Source organism: Corynebacterium ulceribovis DSM 45146, from assembly GCF_000372445.1.
Lineage (GTDB): Bacteria > Actinomycetota > Actinomycetes > Mycobacteriales > Mycobacteriaceae > Corynebacterium > Corynebacterium ulceribovis.
In genome coordinates this window covers 58540-77717 of the sequence record NZ_AQUY01000002.1, presented here as the reverse complement: position 1 = coordinate 77717, position 19178 = coordinate 58540, and the positions used below count along the sequence as shown (strand labels likewise).

General features: G+C 60.6%; 15 protein-coding genes. 4 read left to right on the top strand and 11 right to left on the bottom strand.

The window, feature by feature from the left end; all coding sequences use genetic code 11:
• Positions 1 to 4 precede the first annotated feature (4 nt).
• From deoD to A3EC_RS0105840, 6 genes are all read right to left on the bottom strand, one after another.
• On the bottom strand, positions 5 to 721 hold the full coding sequence (deoD, locus tag A3EC_RS0105865) for a purine-nucleoside phosphorylase (protein WP_018024249.1): 717 nt from the start codon (positions 719 to 721) through the stop codon (positions 5 to 7).
• A gap of 117 nt (positions 722 to 838) precedes the next feature.
• Positions 839 to 1789, bottom strand: coding sequence for a sugar-binding transcriptional regulator (locus tag A3EC_RS0105860; RefSeq protein WP_018024248.1), 951 nt, complete (start codon positions 1787 to 1789; stop codon positions 839 to 841).
• A 75-nt stretch (positions 1790 to 1864) separates the two neighbouring features.
• Positions 1865 to 3457 carry a bifunctional phosphoribosylaminoimidazolecarboxamide formyltransferase/IMP cyclohydrolase gene (purH, locus tag A3EC_RS0105855; protein WP_018024247.1) on the bottom strand — a complete coding sequence of 531 codons (1593 nt, stop codon included), beginning with the start codon at positions 3455 to 3457 and terminating at the stop codon, positions 1865 to 1867.
• On the bottom strand, positions 3457 to 4077 hold the full coding sequence (purN, locus tag A3EC_RS0105850) for a phosphoribosylglycinamide formyltransferase (RefSeq protein WP_018024246.1): 621 nt from the start codon (positions 4075 to 4077) through the stop codon (positions 3457 to 3459). Before purN ends, purH begins: the two co-directional genes overlap by 1 nt.
• Positions 4078 to 4087: 10 nt before the next feature.
• Complete coding sequence (locus A3EC_RS0105845; RefSeq protein ID WP_018024245.1) at positions 4088 to 4792, bottom strand: type 1 glutamine amidotransferase domain-containing protein; 705 nt, start codon at positions 4790 to 4792, stop codon at positions 4088 to 4090.
• Positions 4793 to 4796: 4 nt separating this feature from the next.
• On the bottom strand, positions 4797 to 6425 hold the full coding sequence (locus tag A3EC_RS0105840) for a cell division protein PerM (RefSeq protein ID WP_018024244.1): 1629 nt from the start codon (positions 6423 to 6425) through the stop codon (positions 4797 to 4799).
• Between the two features lie 378 nt (positions 6426 to 6803).
• Here A3EC_RS0105840 and A3EC_RS0105835 point away from each other — a divergent pair, with 378 nt between their 5' ends.
• Positions 6804 to 7532: a M23 family metallopeptidase gene (locus tag A3EC_RS0105835; protein ID WP_018024243.1), complete on the top strand. Its 729-nt coding sequence runs from the start codon at positions 6804 to 6806 to the stop codon at positions 7530 to 7532.
• 174 nt (positions 7533 to 7706) lie between these two features.
• Here A3EC_RS0105835 and A3EC_RS0105830 read toward each other — a convergent pair whose 3' ends face one another.
• From A3EC_RS0105830 to prpD, 3 genes are read right to left on the bottom strand one after another with little or no spacing between them, the layout of a single operon-like run.
• Positions 7707 to 8852, bottom strand: coding sequence for a bifunctional 2-methylcitrate synthase/citrate synthase (locus A3EC_RS0105830; RefSeq protein WP_018024242.1), 1146 nt, complete (start codon positions 8850 to 8852; stop codon positions 7707 to 7709).
• A gap of 16 nt (positions 8853 to 8868) precedes the next feature.
• Positions 8869 to 9774, bottom strand: coding sequence for a methylisocitrate lyase (gene prpB, locus A3EC_RS0105825; protein ID WP_018024241.1), 906 nt, complete (start codon positions 9772 to 9774; stop codon positions 8869 to 8871).
• A complete protein-coding gene (gene prpD / locus A3EC_RS0105820; RefSeq protein WP_018024240.1) occupies positions 9774 to 11282 on the bottom strand; it encodes a 2-methylcitrate dehydratase PrpD in 1509 nt (502 codons plus the stop codon). Before prpD ends, prpB begins: the two co-directional genes overlap by 1 nt.
• A 200-nt stretch (positions 11283 to 11482) precedes the next feature.
• On the opposite strand from prpD, the gene A3EC_RS11530 reads away from it, so the two are divergent.
• The gene (locus A3EC_RS11530; RefSeq protein WP_018024239.1) at positions 11483 to 12979 is read left to right on the top strand and encodes a helix-turn-helix domain-containing protein; all 1497 of its coding nucleotides are present in this window, start codon (positions 11483 to 11485) and stop codon (positions 12977 to 12979) included.
• 3 nt (positions 12980 to 12982) lie between these two features.
• On the opposite strand, the gene pcrA is transcribed toward A3EC_RS11530, so the two are convergent.
• Positions 12983 to 15445, bottom strand: a complete 2463-nt coding sequence (gene pcrA, locus A3EC_RS0105810) for a DNA helicase PcrA (protein ID WP_018024238.1) — start codon at positions 15443 to 15445, stop codon at positions 12983 to 12985.
• A gap of 78 nt (positions 15446 to 15523) precedes the next feature.
• On the opposite strand from pcrA, the gene A3EC_RS0105805 reads away from it, so the two are divergent.
• The gene (locus A3EC_RS0105805; protein WP_018024237.1) at positions 15524 to 15817 is read left to right on the top strand and encodes a chorismate mutase; all 294 of its coding nucleotides are present in this window, start codon (positions 15524 to 15526) and stop codon (positions 15815 to 15817) included.
• A 34-nt stretch (positions 15818 to 15851) separates the two neighbouring features.
• Here the strand turns inward: A3EC_RS0105805 and A3EC_RS0105800 are convergent, their stop codons facing one another.
• Positions 15852 to 17363, bottom strand: a complete 1512-nt coding sequence (locus tag A3EC_RS0105800; protein WP_018024236.1) for an NAD-dependent succinate-semialdehyde dehydrogenase — start codon at positions 17361 to 17363, stop codon at positions 15852 to 15854.
• A gap of 103 nt (positions 17364 to 17466) precedes the next feature.
• On the opposite strand from A3EC_RS0105800, the gene pgi reads away from it, so the two are divergent.
• The gene (gene pgi / locus A3EC_RS0105795) at positions 17467 to 19110 is read left to right on the top strand and encodes a glucose-6-phosphate isomerase (protein WP_018024235.1); all 1644 of its coding nucleotides are present in this window, start codon (positions 17467 to 17469) and stop codon (positions 19108 to 19110) included.
• Positions 19111 to 19178 lie beyond the last annotated feature (68 nt).

Here is a 19178-nt window from a genome sequence, read left to right as displayed (position 1 = left end):
GGCGTTAGATTCCTGCGAGCGGCAGGGCGATTTCCATCATCTGGGTGAACGCGGTCTGGCGTTCCTCGGAGCTGGCGGAAGTACCTGCGAAAATGTTGTCAGAGACAGTGAAAATACCCAAGGCATCAATGCCGGCCTGGGCGGCGTTGGCATAGAGCGCGGCCGATTCCATTTCGACACCGAGGACGCCCATCTTTGCCCAGCGAGCGTTGACGGTCTCGTCGGCGTTGTAGAAAATGTCGGAGCTCAGAACGTTACCGACATGCACAGTCACGCCCTGGCGTTCGGCTTCTTCAACGGCGGCGCGCAGCAGCTTCCAGGAGGCGGTCGGTGCCCACAGGCCTGGAATGTTGTACTGGCTCAGGTAGTTCGAGTCGGTGGAAGCCGACGCTGCGACGATGACTTCATACAGGTCAACGTCCTTCTGCAGCGAACCAATGGAGCCGACGCGAATGATTTTCTTCGCGCCGAACTTGTTCATCAACTCCCAGCTGTAGATACCAATCGATGGCATACCCATGCCGGAACCCATGACGGACACTGGGTGGCCTTTGTAGGTGCCGGTGTAGCCGAGCATGTTGCGGACCTCGTTGAACTGGACCAGGTCGTCCAGGTAGGTCTCTGCGATGTACTTGGCACGAAGTGGGTCGCCGGGCATCAAGACGGTTTCTGCAATGTCGACGCCGCGTGGGTTGATGTGTGGGGTGCTCTGGTCGGACATGTTCTTTCCTATCAGTGGTGTGGGTCCGAAGTGCACTGACCAGGTGCCTTACTAAGTCACCTTTAACGATAGGCTCACACAGAACATATGTCAATATCCAATTTTACAATTGTTCTATCATTGTGACGATTGCCACTGCAGCACCCGCTCCGCCGTATGATGATCGATAACTAAATCCGTCACCAAGCCCATCCGCAGGGCAACCGCAATGGCCGCTACCTTCTTTGTACCGCCCGCAATGCAAATCCGCACCGGCCGTTTCGCCAAATCCGGCAGCGAAATCCCCACCGTGCGGGCATCAATCTCCGGCGCCGCCACCTTCCCGTCGACGGTATAAAACCGCGAACAGGCATCCCCCACCGCACTATCCAGCAGAAAATCAATCTCCGTCTCCTCGAGATACCCGAGGTTCAGCAGCAAACTCTCCCGGTGCACATCCCCCACAGTGAACACCGCCACGTCCACATTCGCACCGGCCGCGAGCATCTGCGCGATATGCCGGTCCCGCACCACCAGCTCCTTCGCCTGCGCAGAATCCAAAATCACCGGCAGTGGCAGCACCTTCGTGTCGGCATTAAACGCCCGCGCCACCTTCGTCAGCGTGGACAAGTCATTAGTACTGCGCTGACTGTGCGAATGCCCGCCCTTGAGCTGCACAATGGTCACTCCGCTTTTTGACGTTTGCCGCAGATGTTCCGCCATGGACAACATGGTCTCGCCCCAGGACACACCTAGGGACATGCCATCGTCAACTAGCTCTTCCACCACGGCAGCGCCCGCGTTGCCCAGCTGCTGCACCAACTCGGCATCATCCATCGTCGCGGGCCGCACCACCCGGGCGGAATTCAGCCCATAGGTAGCGCATAGCTTGCCAACAATCTCATCGGCGCTTTCCCGCGGGTCGGTCAGCGTAATGGTGACGTAGCCCCGCTCCAGCGCGTGGGTCAGCAATTTCGACACAGTGGGCCGTGATACTCCGAGCTCTTTAGCAACTTCAGCTTGGCTGAGTTCTTGCAGGTAGTAGAGCTTTGCCGCATCAATGGCCTGGGCATCACGGGCATCCAACATGTCAAGTGCTCCTTTCCGGAGCGGGTTCAAGTGCTGCGCAGCTACCGCCGTAGCGGCCACTGCGCAGCAGTGAAATTAGTGCGCGAAGTGGCGCGCACCGGTGGTGTACATCGTCACACCAGCTGCTTCCGCAGCGGCAATGACCTCTTCGTCGCGGATGGAACCGCCTGGCTGCACAACCGCAGTCACGCCAGCCTTCGCCAGCACCTCAAAACCATCCGCAAATGGGAAGAACGCATCAGAGGCAGCAACTGCGCCACGGGCACGCTCTTCGTCACCGGCCAGCGAGTTCGCCCGCTGCACCGCCAGCTTCGCCGAGTCCACGCGGTTGACCTGCCCCATGCCGACACCGACGGTCGCGCCATCAGCAGCAATCAGGATGGCATTGGACTTGACCGAACGCACTGCATTCCACGCAAACTGCAGGTCCTTCAGGACTTCCTCGGAAGCCGCTTCACCAGCAACCAGCTTCCAGTTCGCAGCCTGGTCGCCCTCTGCCTGCAAGGTGTCGCGTTCCTGAACCAGCACGCCACCGGAAATCTGCTTGGACTCCAAGCCTTCACGCACTGGCACATCGGCCTGCAGAATACGAATGTTCTTCTTCTGCGACAGCACGTCAATCGCACCGTCCTCGTAGCCCGGCGCGACAATCACTTCGGTGAACACTTCCGCAACCTGCTTAGCCATCTCCACGGACACTTCGCGGTTGACGGCAATAACGCCACCGAAAGCGGACACTGGGTCGCAGGCGTGGGCGGCGCGGTGGGCCGCCGCGATGGATTCGTCGGACACTGCGATGCCACATGGGTTTGCGTGCTTAATAATTGCCACGCATGGACGCTCGTGGTCCCACGCGGCGCGCCAGGCGGCATCGGAGTCCGCGTAGTTGTTGTAGCTCATTTCCTTGCCGTGGAACTGCTGAGCATTAGCCAGGCCACCGGCTTTCGCGTCGGTGTACAGCGCCGCTGCCTGGTGTGGGTTTTCGCCATAGCGCAGGGTCTGCTTCTTCTCCACAGCCATGCCGGTCCAGTCAACCAGACCGTCGCTGCCAGCGCCTGCACCGTTTTCGGCGCCTTCTGCTTGTGCGCCCATCCAGGTTGCCACGGCCACATCGTAGGAAGCCGTGTGGCGGAAGGCGTCGACTGCCAGAGCGGTGCGTTCCTGACGGCTGAAGCCGTCGCCCTTGGCGGCGGCGACCACTTCGTCATAACGCTCAGGGTCAACCACAATGGCCACGGAAGGGTGGTTCTTTGCCGCGGCGCGCACCATCGACGGACCGCCGATATCAATCTGCTCCACGCAGGCGTCGAAGTCAGCGCCGGATGCGACGGTCTCGGTGAATGGGTACAGGTTCACCACGACCAGCTGGAATGGTTCAACGCCGAGGTCGTCGAGCTGCTTGAGGTGGTCGTCCTTGCGGGTGTCGGCCAAGATGCCGGCGTGCACGCGTGGGTGCAGGGTTTTCACGCGGCCTTCCAAACATTCTGGGAAGCCGGTGAGTTCTTCCACGCGAATGACGTCGACGCCGGCATCGGCGATGCGCTGGGCGGTCGAACCGGTCGACACGATTTCTACACCAGCTTCCGCCAGGCCGCGGGCGAGGTCTTCTAGCCCGGACTTGTCATACACGCTGATGAGTGCTCGTTTAATCGCCTTGTGGTCGCTCATTACAAAGATGCCTTTCGTCCGCTGATGGAAAACCCGGTTCGGGAAATGGTGGTCAACACGTCTGCGAGGAGCCGTCGCTCCACAATCTTAATGCGCTCGTGCAGGGAGTCTTCATCGTCGTCGTTTTCCACGACCACAGCTTCCTGCGCCAAGATAGGTCCGGTGTCCACCCCGGTGTCGACAACGTGGATGGTGGAGCCGGTGACTTTCACGCCATGCGCCATCGCATCGCGGACCGCGTGCGCGCCAGGGAAAGATGGCAACAGCGCCGGGTGGGTATTAATGACACGCTGCGGGAATTCGTTCAAAAACTCCGGCGCGAGGATGCGCATAAACCCTGCGCTGACCACAAGGTCGGGGTTATGCTGGGCCACCGCAGCGGCAAGGGCGCGGTTCCAGGCTGGGCGGTCGGCAGCATCGAAGGGCACCACGAAGGCGGTGCGGCCGGCAGCTTCGGCCCGTTCGATGGCTGGGCACTGTTTATCGGAACCGACGGCGATAATGTCCACCGCCGCGGAATCGAGGTTGTCGAGCAGCGCCTGCAGCAAGCTGCCTTGGCCAGAGGCCAGGACAACGACCCGCAGTGGCTTATCGGCGTTTTCAGTCCGTTGGTATGTCACCTGTCCAAGTCTACCGCCCGAGGTTTTCCACGAGCGTTTCGGCTAACTTCTTCGACGACTGCGGATTCTGCCCCGTGAACAAATTGCAGTCCTGCACAACATGCGGCGTCAGCGGGATTTTCCCCTTCGAATAGTCCACACCCATCTGCACCAGCCGCTCCTCCAACAACCACGGCGCCTTCTTGGCAAAGGAATTGAGCAGTTCCTCCCGGTTCGACAGTGCGGTGACCTTACGGCCGGCAAATGGTGACTGCCCCTGCTTATTGACGGTAGCCAGCAGCACAGCCGGTGCGTGGCAGAGCAACGCAAGTGGTTTATCGGACCGCAACCGAGCATTGAGGAGCTCCCCTACTGCCGGGTCGACGGCGAGATCTTCCATCGGCCCGTGGCCGCCGGGGAAGAAAATCAGGTCGTATTCGGAGGCCTTTATATTATGAAGGTCTGCGGGCACATCCAGAACTGGCGCTAGGTGTGCCAGCTCTTCCCGATACTTCTTTGCGGTCCAGGGTGGCACGAGCCCACCGGGACCCAAGCTAATGTCATCGACTGTGGGTGGCACGGCGCCGGGTGTGGCAATGGTGATGTCGTAGCCGGCATCACGGAAAATGCCGTAGGGCACGAGGAACTCTTCCGCCCAAAACCCGGTTGGGTGTTTCGTACCGTCCGATAGGGTCCAATGGGATGCGGCCGATAGGGCCATGAGCACAGAAGTCATGGGGTTACTCCTCCTCGTTGACGTGCTCCCCAGCGTAGTCCTCTTCTTCGTCGTCAGTCTCGTCGTCGGGTTCTACGTCTTCGTCATCGTATTGTTCGTCAACGATTTCGCCGTCATCAATAATGTCGTCGTCAACGTCGTGGTCAATGTCGTCTTCCCCGGCGGCGGCTGCTGCCGCCGCCGGTGCGGTTGCCGCAGCTGGAGACGACGTCGCAGCCTCGTCAGCCGGAACGGGAGCCTCGTCGTCAACAAGCGCAAAATACCCACGCCACACCGCAAGCATCACTACGCACGTCCCAATAACGGACAACCACAGCCCCGCGAGGCCGCCGACCAGCCACCACGTGGTGCCGGACCAGCCATACAAGCCGAGCTCGCCACCTAACGTCGCCGACGCGAGCGCCGCCCCCAACGCTGCCAGCACCGTCGCGCCGCCGACCTCAATGAGCGGGGAATCCGACCCGTCGCGGAAATGGCGCAGCGTCACCCACACTGCCAACGCCGCCGGAACCACCAGCAACGCGGCAAACCACGGATTAAGAGTGCCCGTCGGCAGCGCCGCCAGCAGTGGCATCGGCGGCAACGTGCCAGGGGTCAGCGCGAACAAAGAGGCCGACGCAACCCCAACGAAAGCGTCGCCGCCCAACAGCACCGAAACCGACGCCACAATCGCATTCGGCAGATACAGAATATTCAGCAGCATCAGCGCGACCTTGCCGCCCGCCGACGGCGCAATTTCAAAGGCCTGCTGAACGGTGCCCCAGCGCAGCGCGAGCATCACCAGCAACACAAGCAACCCCGCAGCGGACAAGGTCGCTAACCAACGACCTGCCAACCGCGACGCATCAATGAGCTCATCTGGCAGCCCGTAATGGCGCGACATGCCCCGCCATAACGTTTGACCAAGACCGAAGAGGAAACCGAGCGCATGCACCAGCGCGGTGGTCAACAACGCCCGCCACAACGCCGGCGGTTCAATGGCATACACCTTTGACGCGTCCCACAGCATCAACCAGGCGGCGCAGGTGATGAGCAGCGGCACGCCGATAGTGCCCGCCGCCAACGCGCCCACATCCTGAATCGACACCGGCTTCTTCACGGCGCGGCGAACCATCACCGCCACCAAAGCAACCACGCCCATGGCAGGCAGACCGGGAACCATCCCAAGGACCGTGCCGTCAATAACCAGGGGCGCCAGATGTGCCAGCATCCACGTGGTGCCGATGGCCGCTGGGATTGTGCCGTAACCCGCGCCGGAGAGCAGGAGCGTAGTGATGGCTATTAATACGACAAGAATGCCGAGAATCGCGGCGGTCCAGCCTGCGGTCGGGAGGAACTCAGCCCAGCGGCTCTTGGGGCGCGGAGTGTCGGCCGTCTTCGCTTCGGAGGTCTTCGTTACCTTCGATGGCTTGGTGGCGGCAGTGTCCGCGCCGGTGACATCGGTGGGATGTGTGGCGTCAGTAATAAGTACTGTCTCGGCAGGTTCTGGTTCGCGGCTTGAGTCGCGGGATTGTTCTGCGGCAGGATTCGGCCGGAAGGTACGGTCGGCCGAAGCATCGCTGCTGCGACGACGTCGGCCGGGCCCACGACCACGTGGGCCATGAGCGGCTGAGGGGCGTCGATTGGAAGTCACTCTCTAACCGTGCCACTGGAGGGGAAGTTTTGGCCACTGCCATGCCGATTCATGCCGATTCAGGCTGATTCGAAGGGATTGTTACGAGCAACTAACGTGACATGTCCAATATTTTACTTGTACTTTCAGTCACTTCTCCCCCGTTTCGACTGAAATGTAACGAAGCGAAACCGCCTATAACTGCAGGTCAGTCAAGCACTAGATGTGCAGCGAAAAGATTTAAGTCCACCCGTTTCAACAACTTTGCCGACATTCCACTCTAAATGGGTTGCCATGTTAATAACGATTCGTTATCGTCAACAGCATTGCATAACAGAGTGGTTACATTTCATCTTCTACCTGTAACCAAAGTCTGAAGCTAAATTGAGGAGTTTATTCGTGAGCATCGCCGTCCAGACCCGTCGTGGTGGCAAGCACCGAAAGCAAGTTACCTCGACTGCAACCAAAGGTCGAGTGACGGTTGTCGCTCTGGCGACCGGCGCCGCAAGCGTCGCATCTGCTGGCGTGGCCAAGGCTAATGCTGAGGAAAACGAGCAGGCACAAATCCAGCAGGCCCCTACCCTTAATGGCGCCCAGGATGCCCTGACCGACGGTTTCGGCTCCGCGCCACAGGTTCTGAACATTGCACAGCCTCAGGATCTGGGTGACCTTCAGAGCCAGCTGAACAAGGCACTGAAGTTCACCGAGCAACGTCTGCTGGAAGACTCCAAGGCTCGCGCACCGAAGACCGCTAAGCCAGCTGCAGGCTCTTTCACCTCCGGCTTCGGCATGCGTTGGGGCTCAATGCACAATGGCGTTGACATTGCCAACGCTATCGGCACGCCGATCTTGGCTGTCATGGCTGGCACCGTTATCGACTCCGGACCAGCATCCGGCTACGGCAACTGGATTCGCATCCGTCACAACGATGGCTCCGTCTCTGTCTACGGTCATATGGAAACACTTGACGTTTCTGTTGGCGAGCAAGTTTACGCTGGCCAGAAGATCGCTGGCATGGGCAGCCGCGGCTTCTCCACCGGCTCCCATCTGCACTTCGAAATCCACCCTGACGGCAACACCCCAGTTGACCCGAAGGCTTGGCTTGAAGCACGCGGTATCTCGCTGTAAACAAGCACATACTTCAAGCGCACTGTCGCTACACGCACTGTCGCTGGGAAAACGGGACCCAGCCACAGTGCGTTTTGTTTTGCGCGCTACCGCTCATCCGTGAGCCACTGACAACCAACGCAAAAAGGGCCAGCACATGCTGGCCCTTTTCGGTGGAATTAACGTCGAATTAGCTTATGCAGACTTTGCCTCCCGCACTGGTCGCTGCTCTGGGCCGCTGTAGGCGGACAGCGGACGAATCAGAGCGTTGTCTTCGTTCTGCTCCACAAAGTGCGCGGTCCAACCGACAATGCGGGCCATCACGAAGATTGGGGTGAAGAACGGAATGTCGATGCCGAGCATGTAGTAAGTCGGGCCAGCTGGGAAGTCCAGGTTCGGCAGGATGCCGGTCCGCTCTTCCATCGCCGCCTGCATTTCGTCATACATGGCCAGCCACTTCTCCCCATCGTGGGACGCAGCGATACGGCGCATCGCCGCTTCCATGGTTGGCACTCGGGAGTCGCCGCGCTTGTACACGCGGTGACCAAAGCCCATCACCTTCTGCTTGGAGTTGACCTTGTCCAGCACCCACTGCTTCGCAGTTGCTGGGTCATCAATTTCAATCATCGCGTGCATCACGGCTTCGTTCGCACCGCCGTGCAGTGGGCCCTTCAGTGCACCGATGGCGCCGACCACTGCGGAGTACACATCCGACATGGTGGAGGTAATCACACGGCCGGTGAAGGTCGATGCGTTGAAGCTGTGCTCTGCGTACAGAATCAGGGACTGCTCAAACGCTTCCACCGCGTCGCGGTTATTCGCTGGGGAGTCCGGTCCGTCACCAAAGCACATGTACAGGAAGTTCTCGGCGATACCGCGGTCGCGGGTCGGCGGGATGAACTCCAAGTTCTGGCGACGGCGCAGGTCGTAAGCGACAATCGTCGGCAGCTTCGCTAGCAGGCGCAGGCCGGTGCGGCGCACCTGGTCGGAGGAGGCGTCGCCCTCGGTTGGGTCCTGGGTGCCCAGCCAGCTCACGGTGGTGCGCAGCACGTCCATTGGGTGGCAGGTCTTCGGCAGGGAGTTAATCAGGTCCAGCAGGCTGCGCTCAATTGGGCGCAGGGCACGTTCGCGCTGGGCAAACTTTTCTGCTTCGCGCCAGTCCGGCAGGTCGCCGTTCCACAGCAGGTAGGCAACGTCTTCGAAGGTGCATTCTGCGGCGAGTTCCTGCACTGGGTAGCCGCGGTAGGTCAGGGAGTTGGTCTCTGGGTTGACCTTGGAGATTGCGGTGTAGTCAACGACAACGCCGTTGAGGCCTTTGTGGATTTTTGGCTGTTCAGACATGGTATTTCGCCTTTCCTTAGCGTCCGTAGGTAAAGAGGGAGGAGTCGAATGAGTTGAAGTCTGCGTAGTGGTTGAGTTCGTAGAGCCGGGAGCGGTGCTGCATCCGGTCCAGCCACGCGGCCTGGGTGCCGGTCTCCGCGAGGTCATCGAGTGCGGTTTCCACCGCGCCCATCGCAACCCGCAGGGTGGTCACTGGGTAGATGACTGCGTTGATGCCGAGGTCATTGAGGGTGCTGGCTGGCAGCAGTTCGGATTTGCCGAATTCGGTCATATTCGCCAGCAGCGGTGTGTCGACTGCTTTGCGGAATGCTTCGAATTCGCTGGCGTCGGCAAGCGCTTCGGTGAAGATGAGGTCAGCACCTGCATCGGCGTAGGCTTTCGCCCGTTCGATGGCGGCGTCCAGCCCTTCGACACCACGTGCGTCCGTGCGGGCGCAGATGATGAAGTTCGGGTCGCGGCGCGCTTCGACTGCTGCAGCGATGCGCCGGACCATGTCACTGGTCGGCACCACGCTTTTGCCATCCAAGTGGCCGCAGCGTTTCGGCATGACCTGGTCTTCCAGGTGCAGACCTGCGATGCCTGCATCTTCCATTTCCACTACGGTGCGTGCAGCGGACATTGGTTCGCCGAAGCCAGTGTCTGCGTCGACCAGGGTCGGCAGGTCGGTAACCCGGGCAGTTTGCCGGGCGCGTCCCACAACCTCGGTCATGGTGGTCAGTCCGATGTCCGGCAGTGCCAGGTCCGCGGCGACGACCGCCCCGGAGACGTAGACCCCTTCGAAGCCCTTGTCTTGGATGAGCCGGGCGGCCAGTGGGTTCAGCGCCCCGACGAATCGTTGCAGTTTCCCGGAGTTCAGGCCGTTTCGGAACGCTTGTCGACGTTCACTTGGCGTCGCAGTTGGAGAAAATGGGGTGCTGCTCATCAGAAGATGCCGTTCGGAATCTGCGGAGCCTTCGCCAGAACTTCATCCGATACTGCGAAGTTCAGTTGGTCCAGCTCGCCCGGTGCCAGGTCTGCGGCGTTGCGGGCTGCTTCCAGGAAGCGGTCCTGTTCCGCCTCGTCGACCACGCCTTCAGCCAGGATGCGGAACTTGTTCTCGTACTGGGCGCGTGCGAATGGGCGAGCGCCCAGTGGGTGCGCGTCTGCGACTGCCAATTCGTCAACAAGCACCGTGCCGTCCTTCAAAGTGATTTCGGCGCGGGCACCGAAGGCCTTCTCATTCGGGTCTGGGGTGTGGTAGCGGCGGGTCCACTCTGGGTCTTCAACCGTGGAGATCTTGTGCCACAGTTCGACGGTTTCTGGGCGCTGCGCACGCTCTGGGGCGTAGCTGTGCTCGTGGTGCCAGGTGCCGTCTTCCAGTGCAACCGCGAAGATGTACATGACCGAGTGGTCCAAGGTTTCGCGGGAAGCATGCGGGTCGAACTTCTGCGGGTCGTTGGAGCCGGTACCGATGACGTAGTGGGTGTGGTGCGAGGTGTGCAGCACAATCTTTTCGACATCGTCGAAGTGGGAGATCTTGTCGCGCATGCGGCGGGCCAGGTCAATGACCGCCTGGGACTGGTACTCCGCGGAGTGCTCCTTGGTGTAGGTGTCCAGGATGGCGCGCTTTTCTTCACCTGGGCCTGGCAGCGGAACGGTGTATTCCTTATCTGGGCCGCCCAGCAGCCATGCGATGACGCCGTCTTCACCTTCCCAAATTGGCGACGGTGCACCTTCGCCGCGCATGGCACGGTCGACTGCTTCCACGGCCATCTTGCCGGCGAATGCTGGTGCGTGCGCCTTCCAAGAGGAAATCAGGCCCTTACGGGACTGGCGGGTGGCGGTGGTGGTGTGCAGCGCCTGGCCGATGGCCTGGTAGATGGTTTCGGTATCCAGGCCCAGCAGGGTGCCGATGCCTGCCGCGGCCGATGGGCCGAGGTGAGCAACGTGGTCAATCTTGTGTTCGTGCAGGCAGATGCCGCGAACCAGGTCGACCTGGATTTCGTAGCCGGTGGCGATACCGCGGATGAGGTCGTGGCCACCGAGCTGCTTGTGCTGCGCCACGGCCAGGATAGACGGAATGTTGTCACCTGGGTGGGAGTACTCGGCAGCCAGGAAGGTGTCGTGGAAGTCGAGTTCACGCACTGCCACACCGTTGGCCCAGGCAGCCCATTCCGGGGAGACGCGCTTGGATGCGTCAAGGCCAAAGACGGTGGCGCCGTGGTTGTACGGGTGGGCGACAGCCTGGGCGCGGGCGCTGGACACTGGGCGGCGCAGCACCGACGCGGCAGCAACAGCGGCATTGTCGATGATGCGGTTGACGACCATTTCTGCGGTGTCCGCCGGGACGGCAACTGGGTCCGCTGCAACTTCAGCGATCTTCCACGCGAGGTGCTCCGACTGCGGGAACTCTTCCGCCGACTTCCGCGTGCGAACAATGTGGTTTTGCATTTTGCCTTCGTTCTCCTTTTGCTACCGAAATGATTAACCGCAGCTTAAAGAGTGATGCAGGACACAGGATCGGTTTCGGCTTGTGTATCTTTGTTGCCAAACTCCAGCGAAATTGCGGAATCTGCGAAAATGCCTGCTCTAGGCAGTTATTGTCGATTAACAACGTTGTTTCCGGAAGCTTCAGAAAGGAAGGTTTGCCAGTGTCGAAGGTGTTCGCCGGCGCTCGAATCCGCACGCTACGCAAAGAACGTGGTCTCACTCAAGTGGAAATGGCTCATGCCCTCGGCTTTTCCACCAGCTACCTCAACCAACTGGAAAACGACCACCGACCCCTGACGGTCACCACGTTGATGCAGCTGACCTCGGTGTTTTCTGTGCCGCCAGAGTACTTCTCCGGCGCTGGCGCTGCCCGCACTGCCGCCGCCATGCAGCAGGTGCTCACCACAGCACTGTCCCGCAGCACTGACCCAGCGGTATTGGAGGATTTCGCGACTCGTTTTCCGGATTTGGCGCAGGACATTATTTTGTTGGGGCGCCGCGCTAGCTCCGTTACTGCAGGGAGTGTCGATGCAGCCGACCCGGATGGTGGCACCACTGCCCCAGCCTTGCCACCGGTACCTGCCCACGAAACGGTCCGTGACTTTTTCCACGCCCATTCCAACTACTTCGACGAGCTTGACCGCGCCGCCGAGGCACTGAGCACCGAGTTGCCAAGTTCCCGCGCAGGCCGGGCTGATGGGCTGGCTAAGCTGCTGCGCGCCAAGTACAACATCCGCTCGATTCGGGTGCCGGTTGCCGCTGACGATGATGGTGCGCTCGCCCCGCGCCGAGTCTTCGACGAAACCACTGGGGTGTTGCGGCTGCGCGCTGACCTGACCCGCAGTCAGGCAGCATTTGAAATGGCGATGCAGCTGGCGTTTTTGCAGTACGGCGACCTGTTGGAGGCCGCGTTGGACGGCTCCCCATTCCCAGATGAGTCTGCCCGTAATCTCGCCTATTTCGGTCTCGCCCAGTATTTCGCTGGCGCTACCCTGCTGCCTTACACCGCGTTTTTGAAGGCTGCGGAGCAGGCTCATTATGACTTGGACCGGCTCTCAGACCGCTTTGGTACCGGTTTCGAGACCACTGCGCAGCGACTGTGCACGATGCAGCGGCCCGGCGCGTCTGGGGTGCCGCTGTTTATGTTGCGCACCGACCGGGCGGGCAATATTTCGAAGCGTCATTCGGCGACGGCGTTTCACTTTTCACACCAGGGCGGGTCGTGCCCATTGTGGGTGTTACATCGGGCTTTTGACCGGCCGGATACGATTTTCCGGCAGGTGGCGACGATGCCGGATGGGCGTTCTTACTTGTGGATTGCCCGCGCGGTCAGCCATGCAAACGGTGGTTTCGATTCCATCCCTACCGAGTATGCGATTGGGCTTGGCTGCGATCTCGCTGACGCGGGCCGGTTGGTGTACTCGCGGGGCATGGATTTGGAGCCGTCTCGTGCGATTCCGATTGGCCCGGGGTGTGCGACCTGCCCGCGCACGGATTGTATGCAGCGGGCGTTCCCACCGGCCGGCGCAACTATTGTGATTTCGGAAGCGGAGTCCCCGACGGTGCCGTATCGCCATGTTCGCGGCGCTACGACTAGCACGGATGCGGAATCCCGCGCGGTGGATATCACTGGCCGCGACGAGTTCCTCTTCGACTAACCGCTACAGCTTTTCCATCGGTACGCCACCAAGCAGCATCAGTCGGACTTTGCCCTGCGCACCAAAGTCGATGGTGGCCGTTGCCCGCGGCCCCACACCGTCGATGGTAAGCACGGTGCCAAGCCCGTACTTGTCGTGGTTGACTCGGTCCCCTGGCGCCAGCGTCAGTTGCCGGTTTGGTGTGCGCCCAGCACCAGTACGGCCGCCTGGTCGGCGCTGCACCATTGGGCTTGTCGACGTTCCGGTACCCGCAAACCGAGAATTGCTCCGGTAGCCACCGCCATACCCGCCAGAGCCATAGCCGCTCATGCCACCACCCATCCCGCCGGCACTGGTGTTGCCGCTCCATTCGATGAGCTCATCGGGAATTTCATTCAAGAATCGCGATGGCGGGTTCGTCACTGGGCTACCCCACGATGACCGCAGATTCGCCCGGGTCAAGTAGAGGCGCTTGCGGGCACGGGTAATGCCGACATAAGCCAAGCGACGTTCTTCAGCCAGTTCTTTAGGGTCGCCGAGGGCCCGCATGTGTGGGAACTGGCCGTCTTCCCAACCAGCAACGAACACCACCGGGAACTCCAGACCTTTCGCAGTGTGCAAGGTCATCAAGGTGACAAGGCCTTGTTCGTCGTCTGGAATCTGGTCTGCGTCCGCAACGAGCGAGACTCGCTCCAAGAATGCCTGCAGGCTACCTGGTTCTGGTTCGCCTTCAGTCAGTTCACTGTCGGCCTCGTCAGCGAGGAACGCTGCTTGGTTCCGAGCTTCGGAGGCAAACTCGCGGGCGACCGACACCAGTTCATTGAGGTTATCCAGGCGAGCGCCGTCCTGTGGGTCATTCGAGGCTTCCAGCTCTGCTTGGTAGCCAGTGGCGTCCAACACTGCCGCCACCAAGTCGCCAATATTGTGTTCTTGGCCGCTGTGCCCTTGGTCAGTGTCTGCACTTGGCATCGTGGCCCGCAACCCATCGAGCATCTCCACGAACTTCGCAATCGCATTAGCACCGCGGCTGCCGAGCATCGCGACTTTGCCTTCCGCAGCATCTCGCAGCGCCGCGCCGAAACTAATCGCATGGTCCTCGGCGTGCAGCGCAACGAACGCCTGCGCCCGGTCGCCGATCCCGCGACGCGGGGTATTCACAATGCGGCGCATCGACACCGAGTCATCGGTGTTATCTAATACCCGCAGGTAGGCAACAATGTCCCGGATTTCTTTCCGCTCGTAGAAGCGGGTTCCGCCGACCACTTTGTATGGCAGGCCCAGTCGGATAAAGACTTCTTCAATCGGGCGGGACGCATTGTTGGTGCGGTACATCACCGCCACATCGGAGTAGCTGCACACTCCGGAATCAACAAGGTCATCAATGGCATTGGCAATGAAGCGAGCTTCGTCGTGTTCATTGTCGGCGCCGTACCCCGAAATCTTCTCACCCGTGCCGTGAGCGGTCCAAAGTTTCTTCTCCCGCCGGTTCTCATTCCGGGCAATCACCGCGTTGGCGGCATCCAAAATATTCTGGGTCGACCGGTAGTTTTGCTCCAGCAAAATGGTCGTCGCGTTGGGATAGTCCTGTTCAAACTCTTCGATATTGCGGATCGTCGCACCACGGAAGGCATAAATCGACTGGTCCGAGTCACCGACCACACACAATTCTGCGGCATCCGGGTCGCTTGGTTTACCCACCAGCAAACTCACTAACGCGTACTGCGCATGGTTAGTGTCCTGGTATTCGTCAACAAGCACGTGGCGGAAGCGGCGCCGGTAATACTCGGTGACCTCGGGGTATTCCCGGAAAATCCGCACCACTTCGCCAATCAGATCGTCGAAGTCGACGGAGTTCGCTTGCCGCAGCCGCGATTGATACTCCGCGTACACCGAGGCGATGAGGTCATCGAAACCATTTTGGGTTTTCGCTGCCTCGGACGCCGCTTCCTCCGGCGTGACCAGCTCATTTTTCAAATTCGAAATCGCCGTTGCCAGGACCCGCGGCGTGAACTTCTTCGTGTCCAGCGCCATGTCCTTGGCAATCATGCCCAGCAGGCGGCGGGAATCATCCGAATCATAAATGGTGAAATTGCTGTTCAGCCCCGGCACCAATTGCGCCTGCGTCCGCAAAATCCGCACACAGGTGGAGTGGAACGTGGACACCCACATCCGTTCCGCGCCCGGCCCAACCAACCCCAGCACACGCTCACGCATTTCAACGGCGGCCTTATTGGTGAAGGTAATCGCCAGAATCTGCGCTGGCTGTAGGCCCCGATTGCGCAGCAGGTATGCAATCCGGCGGGTCAGCACAGCAGTTTTACCGGAACCAGCACCGGCCACAATCAGCAGCGGGGAGCCGGAATGAGTCACTGCAGCGGCCTGCTGCGGGTTCAAGCCCTCCAAAAGGTCGACGGAAGAGCCGAAAGCATCTGCAATCGACGCATTCGGGGTGGCCTGGTTGGGGTACGCAAAATTCTGGTTGTCCATGTCGCCCTCAAGGCTACCCCGTCGCTCAGACAGGACCGCGCCGGACGATGTTCGAACGCAAGTGGCACTATTGAAACCATGGCTGACTTCGAAATCCGGGAAAACACCGGAACCGACAACCCCCTCACCGACGCGGAAATCCGCCAGTACCGCGAGGAAATTAACCGCCTAGACAAGGTGATTATTGACGCAGTGAAGCGACGCAGCGCCGTCAGCAACGCAATCGGTAAAACCCGGTTGGCCTCGGGCGGCATGCGCGTGGTCCACTCCCGTGAACTAGCGATTTTGTCCCAGTACCGGGAAGCGCTCGGCAGCGAAGGCCAAGAGCTCGCCGATATTTTGCTGCGCCTCGGCCGCGGGCGACTCGGCTAAGCCGCTGCGCTCAGCCGCCAGGCCCACCCCTCGGCTAAGCCTCTAGGCCGATGTAAATCGGTTCGGTGTACTCGTCGATCCCTTCGAAGCCACCTTCGCGGCCCAGCCCGGACTCCTTTACCCCACCAAACGGCGCCGCCGGATCCGACAGCACTCCACGGTTCACCGCAACCATGCCCGATTCCAGCTGCTCCGCAACGTCCAACGCCCGGTTCAAATCCTGGGTAAATAGGTAGCTGACCAGTCCGTATTCGGTGTCGTTAGCCCGGGAAATCGCGTCGGCTTCGTCAGTGAATGTGTTCACCACTGCCACCGGTCCGAAGATTTCTTCCCGATGCACCCGCGCACAGTCCGGCACATTCACCAGCAGCGTCGCCGGGTAGTAGTAACCCGACTCATTCGGCGCAACATCCGCGTCTTGGCCTTTCCATCCAGTCGCGATCTCGCCTTCCCCACCGAGCAGCACGCTGCCGCCAGCGGCGATCGCATCGTCAACAAGCTCCCGCACGGTCTCTACCTGCTGAGGCTGCGCCAACGGCCCCAGCTTGACCCCCTCATTCCATCCGGCGCCCATCCGGTACTCGGCCATGCCATCGCCGAGGCGGTCAATGAACTCCTCCGCCAAGGATTCATGCACGTAGAAACGGTTCGCAGCGGTACATGCTTGACCACCGTTGCGCATTTTTGCCTGCAATGCGCCAGTGACGGCCTTGTCGATATCGGCATCCTCTAACACAACAAACGGTGCGTTCCCGCCGAGTTCCAGCGACACTTTCACGCTGTGCTCCGCAGCCTGCGCCGCCAGCTTTTGCCCAACCTCAGTCGAACCAGTGAAAGTCAGTTTGCGGAGCCGCGGGTCGGCCAGCAGCGCCGAAATACGGGAAGAACGTGCGGTCGGCAGAATCGACAGCACCCCATCCGGCAGCCCAGCGTCCTTCATCAACTTGGCCAAATACAGCATGGTCAGCGGGGTTTTCGACGCTGGCTTCACAATAATTGTGCAACCTGCGGCCAGCGCCGGACCAATCTTCCGGGTCGCCATCGCCAACGGGAAGTTCCACGGGGTAATCGCCAGCACCGGGCCCACCGGACGTCGCTGCACCACAATCCGGCCGTTACCGGCTGGGGCGCGCCGGAAGTCACCACGCATCCGGGTCGCTTCCTCGCTGAACCAGCGGAAATACTCAGCGCCGTAGGTAACTTCACCGGCCGAGTCCGGCAGCGCGCGACCCATTTCCCAGGTCTGCAGCAGCGTCAATTCATCAGCGTGCGCCATCACCGCTTCCCAGCAGCGACGCAGCAATTCCGCCCGGTCACGTGGAGCGGTATTTTCCCATTCCTTTTGCTTTTTGACGGCAAGATCCAGCGCCGTTTCCGCATCCGCTTCAGTGGCGGAAGCGACGCGGGCAATAACGGAATCGTCGGCGGGATCTCGAACCTCGAAGGTTTCCCCGTCGGATGCATCGCAGAAAGTGCCGCCGAGAAAAAGCTGGGTGGACAGTTGGGTCTGGAGGGTTTCGCGGTTAACAGAAGAGGAATTAGCCATGCCCCCACTATGCGTCTGATGACGGTCACATGCCCAGCACTTGAGTAAAAACGTAACTACGCTAGTTCTCAGAAAGCACATCCGTGACTGCTGAGGAGAGCACATGAGCATCCAGGACATCACCACCACGCCAGCTTGGCAAGATGTGGCCGGACACGTGGACACCGCCACCGCCACCACCCTGCGTGAGAAGTTCTCCACCAATCCAGACCGCGCAGCAGACCTGTCCTTTGAGCTGGCCGGAATGCATGTTGACCTGTCGAAGAACCTCGTCGACCAGGAAACCGTCAATAAGCTCGTGGCCGTGGCGGAAGCAGCAAACCTGGAGGACTACCGCGACCGTATGCTGTCCGGCGCGCACATCAACTCCACGGAGGACCGTGCGGTGCTGCACACTGCGCTGCGTCTGCCAGCCGAAGAGTCGCTGAGCGTCGATGGGCAGGATGTTGCCGCTGATGTGCATGATGTCCTCGGCCGCATGCGGGATTTCACTCGGGCGCTGCGCTCCGGCGAATGGCTCGGTTCGACGGGCCGCACCATCAAGCACGTGGTGAACATTGGTATTGGTGGTTCTGACCTGGGCCCTGCGATGGTGACCAAGGCGCTGCGTACCTACGCCACCGCCGGTATTGACGCCCGCTTTGTCTCCAACGTCGACCCATCGGACCTGATTGCGCAGCTCGACGGCTTGGACGCGGAATCGACGCTGTTCATCATCGCATCGAAGACCTTCACCACCCAGGAAACCCTGGCCAACGCCCATGCCGCCAAGCGCTGGCTGTTGGAGCAGCTCGGCGCCGGTGAAGAAGCCGTGGCCAAGCACTTCGTCGCAGTGTCGACCAACGCGGAAAAGGTCGCCGAATTCGGCATTGACACCGACAACATGTTCGGTTTCTGGGACTGGGTCGGCGGCCGCTACTCCGTCGATTCCGCCATCGGCCTATCCGTCATGGCTGTCATTGGGCCAATGGACTTCATGCGCTTCCTCGATGGTTTCCGCGCCGTTGACGAACACTTCGCCACCAAGCCACTGGCGGAAAACGTACCGGCGCTGATGGGTCTGCTTGGGGTCTGGTACTCCAGCTTCCTGGGCTGCGCATCCCACGCGGTGCTGCCGTACTCCGAAGACCTGTCCCGCTTCCCTGCGTACCTGCAGCAGCTGACCATGGAATCCAACGGTAAGTCCGTGCGCATCGACGGTACTTCCGTGACCTGCCCAACCGGTGAAATCTACTGGGGCGAGCCAGGCACCAACGGCCAGCACGCCTTCTTCCAGCTGCTCCACCAGGGCACCCGCATGGTGCCGGCGGACTTCATCGGTTTCGCCCGCCCGAAGGAAGACCTGCCGACCGCGTCCGGTGAAGGTTCCATGCACGACCTGCTGATGTCGAACTTCTTCGCGCAGACCAAGGTGCTGGCCTTCGGTAAGACGGAAGAGGAGATTCTGGCGGAAGGTGTGGCCGCCGATGTTGCACCGCACAAGGTCATGCCAGGTAACCGACCAACGACGACCATTTTGGCGGAGGAACTGGACCCATTCACCGTCGGCGCGCTGATTGCGCTGTATGAGCACATCACTTTTGTGCAGGGTGTGATTTGGGGCATCAACAGCTTCGACCAGTGGGGTGTGGAGCTGGGTAAGCAGCAGGCAAACAACCTACTGCCAGCGGTTTCCGGCGCGGAGGCACCAAACTCCGGTGACGCATCGACTGATGCGCTGCTGACCTGGTTCCGCGCTAAGCGCTAGGGGCTGGCCCCTCGGTGGCATGGCGGAAGATCTGCCGTGCCACCTTGTTATTTCTCACCTATTATCGT

Excerpts from the sequence above, each read along its gene's own strand:
- A3EC_RS0105860 (WP_018024248.1), bottom strand. The coding sequence starts at position 1,789 with ATGTTGGATGCCCGTGATGCCCAGGCCATTGATGCGGCAAAGCTCTAC.
- A3EC_RS0105830 (WP_018024242.1), bottom strand. The coding sequence starts at position 8,852 with ATGTCTGAACAGCCAAAAATCCACAAAGGCCTCAACGGCGTTGTCGTT.
- pgi (WP_018024235.1), top strand. The coding sequence starts at position 17,467 with ATGAGCATCCAGGACATCACCACCACGCCAGCTTGGCAAGATGTGGCC.
- A3EC_RS0105845 (WP_018024245.1), bottom strand. The coding sequence starts at position 4,792 with ATGACTTCTGTGCTCATGGCCCTATCGGCCGCATCCCATTGGACCCTA.
- A3EC_RS0105805 (WP_018024237.1), top strand. The coding sequence starts at position 15,524 with ATGGCTGACTTCGAAATCCGGGAAAACACCGGAACCGACAACCCCCTC.
- prpB (WP_018024241.1), bottom strand. The coding sequence starts at position 9,774 with ATGAGCAGCACCCCATTTTCTCCAACTGCGACGCCAAGTGAACGTCGA.
- prpD (WP_018024240.1), bottom strand. The coding sequence starts at position 11,282 with ATGCAAAACCACATTGTTCGCACGCGGAAGTCGGCGGAAGAGTTCCCG.
- purH (WP_018024247.1), bottom strand. The coding sequence starts at position 3,457 with ATGAGCGACCACAAGGCGATTAAACGAGCACTCATCAGCGTGTATGAC.
- deoD (WP_018024249.1), bottom strand. The coding sequence starts at position 721 with ATGTCCGACCAGAGCACCCCACACATCAACCCACGCGGCGTCGACATT.
- A3EC_RS0105800 (WP_018024236.1), bottom strand. The coding sequence starts at position 17,363 with ATGGCTAATTCCTCTTCTGTTAACCGCGAAACCCTCCAGACCCAACTG.
- pcrA (WP_018024238.1), bottom strand. The coding sequence starts at position 15,445 with ATGGACAACCAGAATTTTGCGTACCCCAACCAGGCCACCCCGAATGCG.